The sequence below is a fragment of the Bacillus sp. FSL M8-0049 genome (assembly GCF_038593355.1).
Taxonomy (GTDB): Bacteria; Bacillota; Bacilli; order Bacillales; family Bacillaceae; genus Bacillus; species Bacillus safensis.
In genome coordinates this window covers 1976030-1990329 of sequence record NZ_CP151986.1, presented here as the reverse complement: position 1 = coordinate 1990329, position 14300 = coordinate 1976030, and the positions used below count along the sequence as shown (strand labels likewise).

Sequence of the window (14300 nt, the reverse complement as noted above, 5' to 3'; positions counted from 1 at the left end):
AGCAGATTTTTTTTATTTCCTCAGATCAGAAGAAAAATCTCTTCATTTTGTGTAAAATGGTATCACATACATAACTGACTTTTCTAAAAACAAAGGGGTTTATCGTCATGGAAGACTTGTCTATTCGAGATTCGCTCGTTCAAACTACAGGTGCTTTATATCAAAGCCTTCTTAAAAGGGATGATCATGAACGCGCAGCAAAACTTGCATCAATTATCAAAAAGGAAGCAGAAGAAGAAGTGTATATCGCATTTACCGGCCACTATTCAGCTGGAAAGTCATCTCTTGTGAATCATCTGCTTCATGATCACATCCTGCCAACGAGTCCAATTCCAACAAGTGCCAACTTGGTCGTCGTGAGGAAGGGGAAGAGTGAAATAAAGCTTCACACCTCAGATGGCCGCTTTGCAAAAATGAGCGGTTCTTATGATAAAGAAGCAGTTCAGCGTTTTTGTAAGGATGGAGAACAGATTGAAATGGTGGAAATTAGCGGGGACTATAGAGGACTGGAAGAAAAGGTGGCAGTGATTGATACACCCGGAATTGATTCAACGGATCATGCTCACTTTTTATCTGCTGCGTCTATTCTTCATCAAGCAGATGCTCTTTTTTATGTCGTTCATTATAACCATGTTCATTCTGAGGAAAACATTCGTTTCATTCGCTCCATTAAAGAGAAAGTGCCAAATCTTTATTTCATCGTCAATCAAGTCGATCGACATGATGAGCATGAGACAGCATTTGAAGACTACAAAAATCAAGTAGTTGATATGCTTCAAAAAGAAGGCATTGAAGAAGAACATCTATACTTTACATCTGTAACCGATGAGTCGCATCCAAGAAACGAAATGATTCGTTTAATCGAGAAACTGCAAGAATTAGAAACATTGCCGAAAGCATCGCTTCGCGCCTATACCGAGCAGAAAATAGAGCATGTTTTAAAAGAACATATTGACTCATTAAAAGAAGAGCTGCAGGAAGAGGATCTGGATTTACAGCTTCAAGAAAAAAGAAAAGAAGTGAAGGAACTTGAAGCGAGAAGCAGCTTCATTGAAAATGGAGCAAAACAGTTAGAAGATGAAGTGTCTTCTGAAGTCGAGAACATTTTAAAAAATGCAAATCTAACCCCATTTAAAATGAGGGAGCTCGCAAGTGATTATATTGAATCGAAAGCACCTGGCTTTAAGGTAGGTCTGCTGTTCGCTAAAAATAAAACCGAGCAGGAAAAAGAAAAGCGGGCGAACGAGTTCTTAGCAGATGTCAAAGCAAGAATGAAAGCAGAAGTAGACTGGCATATTGCTGAGCTGCTCAAAAAAGAAGTCAAGAAACATCAGCTTGGTGAAGAGCTATTAAATCAAGTGATGGCTTTTGAAACACCTGTAGAAGAATCACTGCTTGAAAACGTGATCCATCACGGTGCGACATTTTCAAATGAATACGTTTTGCAATATGCAAAAGATGCGGGTGAAGCACTGAAAAGACAGACGAAACAGAAAGCAATACCATTGATTGAACAAATGACCGAGATGCTGAAAACCCAGCTCCTGAATGAAAAGGGAAAGCAGCAAGATAAATGGGTCCAGGCAGCACAGGAGCTCCAAGCGCTGGAGCAATGCATGGAAAAAAATGATCACATCAGAAAAGATATTGAGCATGTATGGGATATATGGCAAAACGGAACAAATGAGCAGATCGAAGAAGATTGGTTTTATGTGAAAAAACACCGGATGCAGCATGACGAGCTAAATCAGAATCAAACATCAACTCATACCGAAGAAAGCGAAAAAGAAAATCAGCAGCAGACAGAGCTTGATCAAATGCGACAATCACAGCATATCCCGACAGCGCAGTCGATTGACCAGTTTGAGCAGCTTTCTCAAATTTTAATGCCATTAAACGCGCTTGGGTCTCAAAGAAAGTCCTTTGAAAAACGAACAAAGCGGCTGCAAGCGAAGGAATTTACACTCGCCTTATTCGGTGCTTTTAGTTCGGGGAAATCTTCGTTTGCCAATGCCCTTGTTGGGAGAAAGGTGCTGCCATCATCTCCTACACCAACGACGGCCACGATCAATAAGCTGACCCGGCCGACAGAAGACCATCCGCATGAAAGTGTGAAAGTGGTGTTTAAAACCGAGCAGGAAATATTAGAGGAGCTCGATCAAATTCTCGGTTATTCTATAACAGAAGAAAAGGGAGATACGTTTCAAGCGAAACTCGAGCGGACGCTGAAAAAAAGAGAGCTTGAACAGGATCACCGCATCATTGTTGACCATTTTTTAAACGCTCATGAAACGTTCCGTGATTCGATTCAAAAACAAACGCCGCTCAATGTCACCCTGCAAGAATTAAAGCCATATGTGGCTGAAGAGGCTGTTTCTTGTGTGGTGAAGGAAGTGACGGTCTATTTAAGTACACCTTTAACAGATAAAGGACTGACGATTGTTGATACACCAGGCGCCAGCAGTATGAATAAACGTCACACAGAGATTGCCTTTCAATATATGAAGGATGCTGATGCCCTTCTTTATTTAACTTACTACCAGCATTCTTTCTCAAAAGCAGACCGGTCATTTTTACGTAAACTCGGGCTTGTAAAAGATTCATTTAGCATGGATAAAATGTTTTTTATTATCAATGCAGCTGACCTCGCAAAGGATCAAGCAGAGCTTGAAACCGTCTTTGACTATGTGAAAAATGAGCTCACAAAAGAAGGCATTCGGCACCCAAACCTTCATCACGTATCCAGCAAAGAAGAGATCGAAGGAAAGGGACAGTCGCCTTATAACCAGTATGCACAGCTTAGAACACAGCTCGACTATTTTATTGAGGAAGAATTAACGAAAGATGCGATTGAGCTTCTGTATTTTGAAGCTAGTACATTATGTAGAACAGTTGACAAGCTGCATGAGACGCTGCATCAGTCGGAAGATGAAAAGCAAGCAGAAAAGAAAAAGATAAACACATCCTATGAAGCGATCGTTGATCAAATGAGCTATATTAAACGATCTAAGTTAGTAACAGAAAGTGTGAAAAAGGACTTGCACGAACAGCTTTACCACATTGTTCAGCGCTTGTCACTTTATGCTAATGATCTGTTAAAGACAGCCTTTTATCCTGGAATATCTCAAGGGGACTTCAGACAGGAGTTGAAAAAAGCGCTTGAACAGGCGCTAAAGGATTATGAATTTGAATTTGTACAGGAGATAAAAGCGCTTGATATTCGAATGGAATCGTTTATCACTCAATATTTCAAAGAGGAGTGGGAGAAAGGATTACAGGCTGCGTGTGCAGAAGATCCTTACTTTTCTCTCCGGCTGTCGCCGCCAGATGAGAAAAATGCCGAGCTGAAACAAATTGAAGTGGAAGCGGACCTGACGCCGTTTGAGCCGCTCTTAAAGAAGCAAAAATCAGCGAAAGCTTTCTTTGAACAGAACGGGAAGGCAGCGTTTATAGAAGCGATTCGAGATGTTCTTTTCCAGTTAACGACGAAATGGGCAGATAAAGAAAAAGAAGAACTACAGAGCAGATACGATATGATGGTGAAGACCTTTACTGAAAGATATGAAACAGAAGCGCTCAAGCAGCTGAGTGAACAAAAACAAACATTTATCATGAGCTTGACGACAGATGCGAAAGAGCAGGCGATGATAGAACAAGTATACAAGCAAACAAATGAATGGAAGAACCAGTTGAAAACCATTTGATTCATGATAGACTATATAAAAAAGAAAGCAGTTGATAAAAAATGACGAGCGTACACGAAGAAATTTCCGCACATTCACAAAAACAGAATGCTCATATCAAATCGTTTCTTGCGCTTGAGCAGAAAAGAGAGCAGGCAATAGAGACTGCTGTTTTCAAGTGTGAGCAAAACGAGCCATTTACAACTGACGAGATCAATGCGATTACTTCGAAGATGAATGAGCTTGCACGAGGCGGAATTGTTCCGCTGCGTAAGCATGTCACGATTGATATGGTCAGGGAGTATGTCGAACGAAAACAGAAGTAAAGAGTAACTTTCTCTTTTTTGGTCATCTTAACAAGTGAACCGAGAAAGGGGAATGATGATGGAAAAAAAACAGCATGCAAAAAAGCAGGATGAGCGTCATCCTAAACAAAAAGAGATGCCGTCCTACGCAGAAGCAGAATCGAAAAAAATGCAATACGGTCAAAAGTAATCCCCAGGTGCCACTTCTTTTCCAAAAGAAGAAGGCGCCTTTTTTATGTCGAATTCTATGTTCTATGATAGAATAGGAGTATTGTTTTGAAAAAGGGAGTTTATAAGAATGAATAAACACGTATTGCTTGTTGATGGCATGGCGCTTCTATTCAGATCGTTTTATGCAACGGCTGTCCATCGAAATTTTATGATAAATGATCACGGTGTCCCGACGAATGGAGTAAATGGCTATTTGAAGCATTTATTAACCGCTGTTCAAACATTTGAGCCAACCCATATTGTTTGCTGCTGGGATATGGGAAGCCAAACATACCGAAATGAATTGTTTCAAGATTATAAAGCAAATCGAGGAGAGGCACCTGTCGAGCTCATTCCGCAATTCGATTTAGCGAAGGAAGCGACAGAAGAACTAGGAATTGTAAACGTTGGTATAAAGGGCTTTGAGGCAGATGATTGTATCGGCACGCTGGCGGCAGTCTATCAGAATGAAGCACGTGTGACTGTCCTAACTGGGGACAGAGATTTGCTGCAAATATTGAATGAACAAGTGACGGTTGCTCTAATGCAAAAAGGAATCGGGAACTATAAACATTATACTAAAGCTTTATTTGAAGAGGAAATGGGCATCTCTCCAAAGGCGCTGATCGAGATGAAAGCACTTATGGGGGATTCAAGTGATAATTACCCAGGCGTCAAAGGAATCGGAGAAAAAACAGCATTAAAATTTATTCAAACATATCAAACCATTGACGGATTATTAGAAAATGTTCATGAACTAACGGCTGCCCAGCAAAAGAAAATGCAAGCAGGATTAGAAGATTTGAAGCTTTCCCGTTTATTGGCAGAGATCAAATGTGATGTCCCGCTGAGCTGTCCAATAGAAGAGACGAAGGTGAACATCAATCAAGAACGGGCTGCTGCCATGCTGCGATACCATCAAATCAAAGGAATTGAACCGATGGTGAATCGGTTAAGTAAAATAGAGATCAGCTAAGCTGATCCCTACATTCATCTTTTTGTATTGCTTTTCTTCGCTCTATTTTCGAGCTGAGATAGTGGCTGCTTATCTTTTGTTTGCGCATCACCTTGAGGCGTTGTCCCATTTGTGACACGACCTTTATTTTCTTTATCCAATCAGTATCACCTCATACATTAGCATAACCGAAAAAAAGCGATTCATCCTTTAGAAAGGTGAATCGCTTTTCTAGCGAGCTGATCAGCTACTTGATTTTCCTTGCTTGGAATCCACTTAATGAAAAATAAATCAAACTGGCTTTGAAGCTCGATCATCTCTTTTATAAAATGCTGAAAGGCTGGATTTTTAGCAAATCCTGCATTGGCTGCACGGTCAACTACCTGTGAATCTGTTCGAAACGAAACGGATCGCAGTCCTTTTTCTACGCAGATTTTCATCCCTTCAATGAGAGCGGAAAATTCTGCTTCGTGATTGCTCATTGATCCAAGAGGAATCGAGAAAGATTCTGCCTTTCCATCATATTTAATGAAAATGCCGATGCCAGAAGGACCCGGATTACCTGCGCTAGCACCATCAATGTATATTTCAGCTGGCAATTTATTTCACCCTTTCATCAAGCGGAACCATTTTTTTCGCTGCATACGCGTATGGTGTCGCAATCGCGGCGACGATAAATTTAATCACATAAGTCGTGATGAAGATCTCGATCCATACATGAAATGGATAGGTGCCAAGAAAGGCAATTGTTGTGAAGATCAGTGTATCAAGCAGCTGGCTGATCATCGTACTTCCAGCGTTGCGCACCCAGAGCGCACCATCGGAAGGAAATATCCGGCGAATAAACGAATATACATAAACATCTAACATTTGACTGATGATATAAGCAGCAAGACTGCCAAGTGCGACCCTTGGCATAAAGCCAAAAATGGTTTCCAGGGATGTTTGAGAAATGTCGGATGGAGCGGGATGGAAAAGTAAAGCCTCCTGCATGACAACGGTTAGTGTTAAAAGAGTGGCAAAACCAATCCAGACAGCTTTTCTCGCTTCATTTTGTCCGTATTTTTCATTCAATACGTCCGTTGCAAAGAATACACTGCCGTATAAAATGTTTCCAAGTGTTGCCGTTAAGCCAAACAATTCAACGGTTTTGACCACTTGTAAATTTGCAGCAACCGTCGCAAAGCCAATCCAGACGAAAAGGCCCATTTTGCCAAATCCTTTATAAAATAGAAGAACAATGATAAAATTAATGATCGCAAATAAGATCCAAATACCTTCATTAAACAAGTGACATGAACTTCCTTTCTCATTGTGAAATGTAACTTTTTGATTATAGCATAACGAACGTTTACCTTAAAAGCACGGGAAGGCGATGTGATCAATGAAATTAAGAGCACACTATACAATGAAAGTGAAATCGATTGGGTCCATTGCTTTTTTCCAAGAAGATTGGATGGAGCTAAAAGAGGCCTTGATTTTAGCCAAACATATCGACAAAAAAGAACCACAGTCACTCCTATCATTTGAAGATGAAAAAGGGGCGATGTGGTCTATTAAAGAACTTGAAAAACTAAATGAAGAACTAAAGCTTGAACCTGATCAGCTTCAGGTCTATTTTGATGCAAGTTTTCACAAAGAAACAGGCGACTCTGGTCTTGGGGTTGTCGTTTACTATAAGCTCGGAGAAGATGCTTATCGTTTGAGAAAAAATCAGCCCTTCCAAGGAATCACCAATAATGAAGCAGAATATGCGGCTTTATTTGAGGCTGTCAAAGCTTTAAAAGATCTTGGAGCAAGCAGAAATTCTGTCACGATTAGAGGCGATTCACTTGTTGTCATGAATCAATTAAAAGGAGAATGGCCTTGTTATGATGATATACATAACAAATGGCTCGACCGGATTGAAGCGGCTTTAAGGGAGCTGAGGCTTACGCCAACATATGAAGTCATCGATCGTAAACAAAATGCAGAGGCGGATCAGCTTGCAAGGCAGATGCTTGCAGACGTTCCAATTGAAAGTAAATTGAAATTAGAAGCAGACGGAGCTGAATAATGTGGATAAAAAAACAGCAGTACAAGAATTGACGGATCTCCAAGACACGTATTGTTCAGATTGTTTGATTAAGAAGCACTTTCGAAAAGAATATGGAAAAAAATACGCCCACTCCTTTTGTATTCAGCAATGCACAGTAGGAGAGAAAATAAAAGAATACGGACAGACGCTGCTTAAAAAGTAAGCGGCTGCCGCCCCGGTTTTCCCTGCTCAAACATCCGCTCATGAAAAAAAACGGATAGAATGTGTAAAAAGAGAACATATTCTGAAAAATGAGCCGATATAACTATAGAAAGTTTTGGTTGAGTTACTTTTTGACTAAGTGACGGATAATAGAGGAAAAGGGGAAGGCCGGCATGGATAATAAGGATTTCGAAACGGTATTACATCGAACATTTCAAGAGGTATACAGCGATCTAGAGCAGCTAGTAGATGTAGCAAAGAAGGGAAGACCTTTTCTCGAAAAAGATATTTCTGAAATTGAACAACGACTGAAGCAAAATATTTTAGCAATTGAAATTCAGCTGAAAATCAAATAAGAGAGGCATATGCCTCTCTTTATTTTGTCGTTTCATCATTGATTTAGTTGATTAGATTTTTGTTACGTTTGCAGCTTGAGGTCCACGATTACCTTCAACGATTTCAAAAGAAACTTCTTGTCCTTCTTCTAAAGACTTGTAGCCGTCACCTTCGATAGCTGTGAAGTGAACGAATACATCGTCTCCGCCTTCAACTTCAATGAAGCCGAAACCTTTTTCATTATTGAACCATTTTACTTTACCGTTTTGCATATTGCTTTTTCCTCCTAGTACTGTAGCACACCTTTTGGCATACTAAAAAAAATTTTCATCACCTAACGACTTTGCAGTTGTTAAATGATGGTTCCACTATACACCATCAAAAGTAAAGCGTCAAGCAGGCGAGCCAAATTTTGAGCAGAATGTTTGATTTTTTTGTTTTTTTGGTGAATAACAATGAAATATAAAACGTTTTCGGAACCTCACGTGCAGCTTGTCCGTATATAAAAAAAAATACAGAAAGAGGTGCAATCATGAATCGTTATACACTTGAAGAATTTGTTCAGAATACGCAGCAAGAAGATAAAGGAGAAGGGGTCTTCGAACTTGAAACACCAAGACTTTTAGAAATTAATTTGACTGACACGATTTGGGCAAAAACGGGTTCCATGGTTTCCTATCGAGGGAAAATCAAATTTGAACGTGAAGGTGTTTTTGAGCACGGCGTCTCCAAGATGTTCAAAAAAATGCTTTCAGGAGAAGGCACCTCACTAATGAAGGCGACAGGTGATGGGAAATTATATGTGGCAGATCAAGGTAAAAAAATCTCGATTCTTCGTTTGGCACAAGGAGAATCCATTTTTGTGAATGGAAACGACCTGCTTGCGTTTGAACCATCTGTCCGCTGGGATATCAAATTGATGAAAAAAGTGTCTGGTATGCTTGCAGGCGGATTATTTAATGTCAAATTAGAAGGGGCAGGCTTAGTTGCAATCACAAGTCATTATGAGCCGCTGACACTCATTGTTCAGCCGGGTGATTCTGTTTATACAGATCCGAATGCGACTGTTGCGTGGTCAGGGGATTTAAAAACTGAATTTGTGACAGATGTTTCCTTTAAAACGTTTATTGGCAGGGGAAGCGGAGAGTCCATTCAAATGAAGTTTACCGGAAGCGGCTTTGTTGTCGTTCAGCCGTTTGAAGAAGTATACACAACAAATGGAAATCAAGGGTGAGGAAAAAGGTGTCCGTCAATGACGGACACCTTTTTATGATAATGCGCGAGCATATGTTTTGTTATTCATGATGAGATCTGACTGCTCAACGATATCTTCCAAAATGGTTTGAGAAGATTGTTTTAAGTGCAGTTTTTTCATGTTTTGTTTCATTGTTTCTAATTTTTCTTCGTCCTGCAGCAAGTTGGTCACAGATTCTAAAATGTCTTCATGTCGGTTAATGACAATGGCAGCGCCATAATCCTCAAAGAAAAGAGCATTTTCCTTTTCTTGTCCAGGGACAGGCTTATAAAGAATGACCGGGACACCGATTGCAGTTGCTTCTGTTAAAGTAATGCCGCCTGGTTTTGTAATCATACAATCTGTTACTCTGAACAATTCATCAATTTGTTCCACATATCCAAGCGCCTTCAATTGATCTGGGTGTGCTTGTTCAAGAACGCTAAGCGATTGTTTCAGCGCGGCGTTCTTTCCGCATACAACAACAATTTGTACTTCACTGTCGAGAAGCAGCGCCTCACATAATTCCTTCACATTTTTTAGTACACCGTGAGCACCGGCCATGATGAGAAGAACTTTTTTATCTGATGATAATCCATATTTCTTATAGATCATCGATTTTGGCACGTCTGCTTCAAACTGTGGTCTAATAGGAATACCTGTCACCTTGACATCGCTTGGATGTGTGCCGATTTCCACTAATTTTTGTTTCACATAATCGGTTGCAACATAGTATCGGTCGATGTTTTCATGTACCCAAATCTTATGGAGACAAAAATCTGTCATGACATTAAAAGTCGGAATCACTTTACCGGTTTTGTTTCGGTATTCTGGTACAACAATCATCGGGAATGTAATAATGATGATGTCCGGATTGTGTAACTGAATTAATTCATCGAGACGCTTATTTCCCATCTTTAAATAAATGTTAAATTTGCGTTTATTGTAAATTTTATCTACACCGTAATAAAACAAGCGATAAAATTGTTTCCCAATGGAAAAGCTCTTCAAGTATAAATATTGAGTCACTTCTGACACAATGGGATTCGATTCTTGATACAAATTAGAAACTACAACATGTTCAAACCCTTGGGATTTGCATTCATCATACAGTGTTTTTGCTACCTGCATATGTCCATTTCCATAATTTGCGGTCAAGATTAATATTTTTTTATTGGTATTCAAGAATATTCACCTCAAATGTAATCAACAACAACAAAACTTCGTACGAAAACTATTAATCTCATAGGTCTACATATACATAAAGATAACATATAAACAGTTAGAGCATATCATTCGTTACGAAAGAATTAAACTAATTTTAAAAAACAAACAGATTCAATTGATAATGGAAGACAGAGCCATTTGTATTTTAACACATTTTGACGATTTATCATCAGACCACAGTCTATTTTATTCCCAAACGTATGGTGTTTCTTGATAAACATAATAATTTAGCCAATTCATAAACAATAAGGTTGCATGGGCTTTCCAGCGATTTACTGGGATTAATGTGTCACCATCTTCTATAAAATAGTGGACAGGTTTTTGGACTGTATCATGTTTCAACAAATCTCTTTCATATTCCTGCATCAATGTATCTGTATCATATTCAGGATGTCCAGTTAAAAATACTTGTTTATCATCATCTGAAACAATTAAACAAACACCCGCTTCTTCAGACATACTCAAGACTTTCAAATTCGGCGTGTTTTTTAATTGTTCTGTATTAATATCTGTATGCCTAGAATGTGGGACATAGTATACTTCATCAAAACCTCTGACTAATCTTTCTTTTTTCTCTTTCACAATATGCTCAAATACACCAAATTTTTTCTCGGGAAGCTTGATTTTTTCAATCCCGTAATGGTGATATAAACCTGCCTGTGCACCCCAGCAAATATGAAGGGTAGACGTTACATTGGTTTTACTCCAGTCCAAAATGTCCTGCAGCTCTTTCCAATAAGAAACTTCTTCAAAAGGTAAGTGCTCAATTGGTGCGCCAGTGATGATCATTCCATCAAATTTTTTATGGCGGATCGATTCAAAGGTCGTATAAAATTCATCTAGATGCTCTCTCGACGTATTCTTCGGTGTATGTGTACTTGGAATCAAAAACGTGAAGTACACTTGTAAAGGAGAATTTCCGAGCATTCTCAGCAGCTGCGTTTCAGTTTGTATTTTTTTTGGCATTAAATTTAAGATCACGATATTCAAAGGACGGATATCTTGCTTGAATGCCCTTGTCTCATCCATGACGAAAATATTTTCGCTCTCTAGTATTTGTTTTGCCGGCAGATGAACTGGTATGTTAATAGGCAACTCGCCACCCCCTGAACCAAAGCTAATTTCACTTCATTATAGGAACTTTCTGGCGATATTTCAATGTTTCAATTATGTTACAATGAAAAATAGAGCAAAAAAGAATGCTGTTTCTGTAAAAAAAGGAGGCCATTTTGTTATGATCACAAAGCATTTATCTGATATTGACATTGCCCAAAAGGCTAAGCTGAGACCGATTCAAGACATCGCAGCAAAGCTGCAAATACATGACGAAGAATTAGAATGCTATGGTTTCACAAAAGCGAAAATATCTTTGACTATTTTTGACCGTTTAAAGAAACAAAAAGAAGGACACGTGATTCTTGTCACTTCGATTAACCCTACGCCAGCAGGTGAGGGGAAATCCACCGTAACTGTCGGCCTTGGTCAAGCCTTTGAAAAAATTGGCAAAAAAGCGATCGTTGCGATGCGTGAGCCATCATTAGGTCCTACAATGGGGATTAAAGGCGGAGCAGCGGGCGGAGGATATTCACAGGTGCTGCCAATGGAAGAAATAAATCTTCATTTCACAGGGGATTTTCATGCCATTACATCTGCACATAACGCCTTATCTGCATTTATTGATAACCATATCCATCACGGAAATGAACTCGGTATCGACACGCGGCGCATTGTGTGGAAGCGGGTGCTTGATTTAAACGATCGTGCATTAAGACAGGTCGTTGTCGGACTTGGCGGTCAGTTAAATGGGTATCCTAGAGAAGACGGATTTGATATTACAGTGGCTTCCGAAATGATGGCGATCCTCTGTTTAGCAGAAGACTTAAACGACTTAAAAAAACGTCTTTCTTCTATTGTTGTTGCCTATAATCAAGAAGGCGAGCCAGTCACAGTGGGAGCACTTGGATATGAAGGTGTTCTGACGCTACTTTTAAAAGACGCACTCAAACCGAACCTTGTTCAAACGATTGAAGGAACCCCAGCCCTTGTCCATGGCGGTCCTTTTGCTAATATTGCACATGGATGCAATAGTTTAATTGCAACCAAAATGGCAGCTAAATTAGCTGATTATGTCGTAACAGAAGCAGGATTCGGAGCAGATCTTGGAGCAGAAAAATTCCTCCACATTAAAACAAGAGCTGGTGATTTCAAACCTGGTGCAGTTGTCATTGTGGCGACAGTGAGAGCATTAAAGATGCATGGCGGAATGAAGAAAACCGAACTCAAAGAAGAGAATGCACACGCCGTAATAGAAGGTATACATAATTTAGAAAAGCATATTGAAACCGTGCAAGCTTTTGGTCTTCCATATATTGTGGCGGTAAACCGGTTTATAACGGATACAAAAGAAGAGATTCAAGCGATAGAAGATTGGTGCGGCAAACATGGCCATCCAGTCAAAGCCGTGAATGTATGGGAAGAAGGAGGCGAAGGCGGAACAGCTCTTGCCGAGGAACTAGCAGCACTCATTGAAAAGAAAAAGAACAACTTTACCTATTTGTATGAAGAGAACGATTCCATCGAAGAAAAGTTATCTAAAGTGGCCAAAGTGGTTTACGGTGCAGATGGGGTCACGCTCACAACTAAAGCAAGAAAGCAGCTGGCTGCCATTGAAGAAAACGGCTGGGCTCATTTGCCGGTTTGTATGGCAAAAACACAATATTCTCTTTCAGATGATCCAGCTTTAATCGGCAGACCTAAAGGCTTTACCATTACGATTCGAGAGTTAAAGCCATCTGTAGGAGCAGGGTTTATTGTAGCCTTAACCGGAAGCATTTTAACAATGCCTGGCTTACCTAAAAAACCTGCGGCTCTCGAAATGGATATATTAGAAGACGGCAGTGTGACAGGACTCTTTTAAACGGGAGCATAAAAAGCGATTTTCTAAAAGAAGCATGTTACGATAGGAAAAAGTGAATCCTAGGAGGCTATGAGATGTCAATTTATGATATTCAGGTCAAGACCATTAACGGTCAGGAACAATCGATGGCAGATTATAAAGGAAAAGTGCTCATTATTGTAAATACAGCAAGCAAATGTGGGCTGACTCCTCAATTTAAACAATTACAAGAGTTATATGATCAATATCATGAAAAGGGCCTTGAAATTTTAGGATTTCCGTGTAACCAATTTATGAACCAAGAGCCAGAAGGAGAAGAAGCCATTCAAGAATTCTGTTCTTTGAATTATGGAGTGACCTTCCCTATGTTTGCGAAAGTAGATGTCAATGGCGAAGAGGCGCACCCGCTGTTCAAGCATTTAACAAGTCAAGCGAAAGGTGTGCTTGGGACAAAAACAGTGAAATGGAATTTCACAAAATTTATCGTGGACCAAGACGGAGAAGTTATTGAACGATTCTCGCCGAAAACACCACCAAAAGAATTAGAAAGCTCAATCATCGCTCTGCTCAACAAATAAGATGCTGACAGTCATGCAGCGAAAACAATTGGAGGCAGCTGCCTCCTTTGTTTCAGACAGGCTGAAGGATGAACCGACTGGACACGATGCGGCTCATGTTGCTCGTGTGCGCCAGCTTGCCGTCCGTATTGCAAATCAGGAAGGCGGCTCTCTATTTATCATCGAGATGGCAGCGATTGTACATGATGTCATTGATGAAAAGCTGTCAAGTGAATGGAAGGTCACTGAAAAGCAGCTTGAGAACCAGCTCCTTTTGTGGGAATTGGACACGCGGGATGTCCGCTATATCATGGACATCATTACAACGATGTCTTTTCGTCATCGGCATAAGCAGTTTAAGCCAATGACGTTAGAGGGGGCCATTGTTCAAGATGCCGATAGGCTGGATGCGATAGGAGCAAGCGGTATCGCTAGAGTGTTTACGTATGCTGGCGCTACAGGTGAGCCCCATTATACAGAGGACACGCAGCAGGGCTCTGTGCTAAAGCATATGGAAGAAAAACTGCTCAAATTAAAAGACTTGATGAACACTCATGCAGGAAAGCAGCTTGCTGATGAGCGGCATGAATTGATGAGTTTATTTATCAAGAAGTGGAAAGAAGAATGCGGCCTTACAGATGAGTAGGGTCTTTATGTG

16 protein-coding genes are annotated in these 14300 nt (G+C 40.1%); 10 read left to right on the top strand and 6 right to left on the bottom strand.

The annotated features are described in order from the left end of the window. Positions 1 to 107: 107 nt before the first annotated feature. The 3 genes from NSU13_RS10090 (at position 108) to NSU13_RS10080 (ending at position 5174) form a co-directional block, all read left to right on the top strand. The gene (locus NSU13_RS10090; protein ID WP_342489492.1) at positions 108 to 3704 is read left to right on the top strand and encodes a dynamin family protein; all 3597 of its coding nucleotides are present in this window, start codon (positions 108 to 110) and stop codon (positions 3702 to 3704) included. Between the two features lie 41 nt (positions 3705 to 3745). After that, positions 3746 to 4009, top strand: a complete 264-nt coding sequence (locus tag NSU13_RS10085; RefSeq protein WP_041109561.1) for a YpbS family protein — start codon at positions 3746 to 3748, stop codon at positions 4007 to 4009. A 277-nt stretch (positions 4010 to 4286) separates the two neighbouring features. Beyond that, on the top strand, positions 4287 to 5174 hold the full coding sequence (locus NSU13_RS10080) for a 5'-3' exonuclease (protein WP_342489491.1): 888 nt from the start codon (positions 4287 to 4289) through the stop codon (positions 5172 to 5174). 14 nt (positions 5175 to 5188) lie between these two features. Here NSU13_RS10080 and NSU13_RS10075 read toward each other — a convergent pair whose 3' ends face one another. From NSU13_RS10075 to NSU13_RS10065, 3 genes are read right to left on the bottom strand one after another with little or no spacing between them, the layout of a single operon-like run. After that, positions 5189 to 5314, bottom strand: coding sequence for a hypothetical protein (locus tag NSU13_RS10075; protein ID WP_003215584.1), 126 nt, complete (start codon positions 5312 to 5314; stop codon positions 5189 to 5191). Positions 5315 to 5356: 42 nt separating this feature from the next. Further along, entirely contained in the window at positions 5357 to 5752 is a 396-nt protein-coding gene (locus NSU13_RS10070; protein WP_041109559.1) for a reverse transcriptase-like protein, read from the bottom strand. Position 5753: 1 nt separating this feature from the next. Next, positions 5754 to 6443 (bottom strand): queuosine precursor transporter, encoded by a 690-nt coding sequence (locus NSU13_RS10065; RefSeq protein WP_024422750.1) that lies wholly within the window; start codon positions 6441 to 6443, stop codon positions 5754 to 5756. A 94-nt stretch (positions 6444 to 6537) separates the two neighbouring features. On the opposite strand from NSU13_RS10065, the gene NSU13_RS10060 reads away from it, so the two are divergent. From NSU13_RS10060 to NSU13_RS10050, 3 genes are all read left to right on the top strand, one after another. Next, positions 6538 to 7209, top strand: a complete 672-nt coding sequence (locus NSU13_RS10060) for a ribonuclease H family protein (RefSeq protein WP_120208118.1) — start codon at positions 6538 to 6540, stop codon at positions 7207 to 7209. Between the two features lies 1 nt (position 7210). Then, on the top strand, positions 7211 to 7393 hold the full coding sequence (locus NSU13_RS10055) for a zinc-finger domain-containing protein (protein WP_024422748.1): 183 nt from the start codon (positions 7211 to 7213) through the stop codon (positions 7391 to 7393). Positions 7394 to 7565: 172 nt separating this feature from the next. Further along, positions 7566 to 7748: a hypothetical protein gene (locus NSU13_RS10050; RefSeq protein ID WP_008346368.1), complete on the top strand. Its 183-nt coding sequence runs from the start codon at positions 7566 to 7568 to the stop codon at positions 7746 to 7748. Positions 7749 to 7799: 51 nt separating this feature from the next. Here the strand turns inward: NSU13_RS10050 and cspD are convergent, their stop codons facing one another. Continuing rightward, on the bottom strand, positions 7800 to 8000 hold the full coding sequence (gene cspD, locus NSU13_RS10045) for a cold-shock protein CspD (protein WP_003215784.1): 201 nt from the start codon (positions 7998 to 8000) through the stop codon (positions 7800 to 7802). A 260-nt stretch (positions 8001 to 8260) separates the two neighbouring features. Between cspD and NSU13_RS10040 the strand changes: the two genes are divergently transcribed. Then, the gene (locus tag NSU13_RS10040) at positions 8261 to 8962 is read left to right on the top strand and encodes an AIM24 family protein (protein WP_024428131.1); all 702 of its coding nucleotides are present in this window, start codon (positions 8261 to 8263) and stop codon (positions 8960 to 8962) included. A gap of 33 nt (positions 8963 to 8995) precedes the next feature. Here NSU13_RS10040 and NSU13_RS10035 read toward each other — a convergent pair whose 3' ends face one another. Together NSU13_RS10035 and metA are read right to left on the bottom strand one after the other, a co-directional pair. After that, a complete protein-coding gene (locus NSU13_RS10035) occupies positions 8996 to 10147 on the bottom strand; it encodes a diglucosyl diacylglycerol synthase (RefSeq protein WP_024422744.1) in 1152 nt (383 codons plus the stop codon). 228 nt (positions 10148 to 10375) lie between these two features. After that, complete coding sequence (gene metA, locus NSU13_RS10030) at positions 10376 to 11284, bottom strand: homoserine O-succinyltransferase (RefSeq protein ID WP_024428133.1); 909 nt, start codon at positions 11282 to 11284, stop codon at positions 10376 to 10378. A 139-nt stretch (positions 11285 to 11423) separates the two neighbouring features. On the opposite strand from metA, the gene NSU13_RS10025 reads away from it, so the two are divergent. From NSU13_RS10025 to NSU13_RS10015, 3 genes are all read left to right on the top strand, one after another. Then, on the top strand, positions 11424 to 13106 hold the full coding sequence (locus NSU13_RS10025; protein WP_065214712.1) for a formate--tetrahydrofolate ligase: 1683 nt from the start codon (positions 11424 to 11426) through the stop codon (positions 13104 to 13106). 74 nt (positions 13107 to 13180) lie between these two features. Next, entirely contained in the window at positions 13181 to 13663 is a 483-nt protein-coding gene (locus NSU13_RS10020; protein ID WP_024428135.1) for a glutathione peroxidase, read from the top strand. 13 nt (positions 13664 to 13676) lie between these two features. Then, a complete protein-coding gene (locus NSU13_RS10015) occupies positions 13677 to 14288 on the top strand; it encodes an HD domain-containing protein (RefSeq protein WP_231122788.1) in 612 nt (203 codons plus the stop codon). The last annotated feature ends 12 nt before the right edge of the window (positions 14289 to 14300 follow it).

Excerpts from the sequence above, each read along its gene's own strand:
- NSU13_RS10050 (WP_008346368.1), top strand. The coding sequence starts at position 7,566 with ATGGATAATAAGGATTTCGAAACGGTATTACATCGAACATTTCAAGAG.
- NSU13_RS10060 (WP_120208118.1), top strand. The coding sequence starts at position 6,538 with ATGAAATTAAGAGCACACTATACAATGAAAGTGAAATCGATTGGGTCC.
- NSU13_RS10085 (WP_041109561.1), top strand. The coding sequence starts at position 3,746 with ATGACGAGCGTACACGAAGAAATTTCCGCACATTCACAAAAACAGAAT.
- cspD (WP_003215784.1), bottom strand. The coding sequence starts at position 8,000 with ATGCAAAACGGTAAAGTAAAATGGTTCAATAATGAAAAAGGTTTCGGC.
- NSU13_RS10015 (WP_231122788.1), top strand. The coding sequence starts at position 13,677 with ATGCAGCGAAAACAATTGGAGGCAGCTGCCTCCTTTGTTTCAGACAGG.
- NSU13_RS10080 (WP_342489491.1), top strand. The coding sequence starts at position 4,287 with ATGAATAAACACGTATTGCTTGTTGATGGCATGGCGCTTCTATTCAGA.
- NSU13_RS10090 (WP_342489492.1), top strand. The coding sequence starts at position 108 with ATGGAAGACTTGTCTATTCGAGATTCGCTCGTTCAAACTACAGGTGCT.
- NSU13_RS10020 (WP_024428135.1), top strand. The coding sequence starts at position 13,181 with ATGTCAATTTATGATATTCAGGTCAAGACCATTAACGGTCAGGAACAA.
- NSU13_RS10025 (WP_065214712.1), top strand. The coding sequence starts at position 11,424 with ATGATCACAAAGCATTTATCTGATATTGACATTGCCCAAAAGGCTAAG.
- NSU13_RS10040 (WP_024428131.1), top strand. The coding sequence starts at position 8,261 with ATGAATCGTTATACACTTGAAGAATTTGTTCAGAATACGCAGCAAGAA.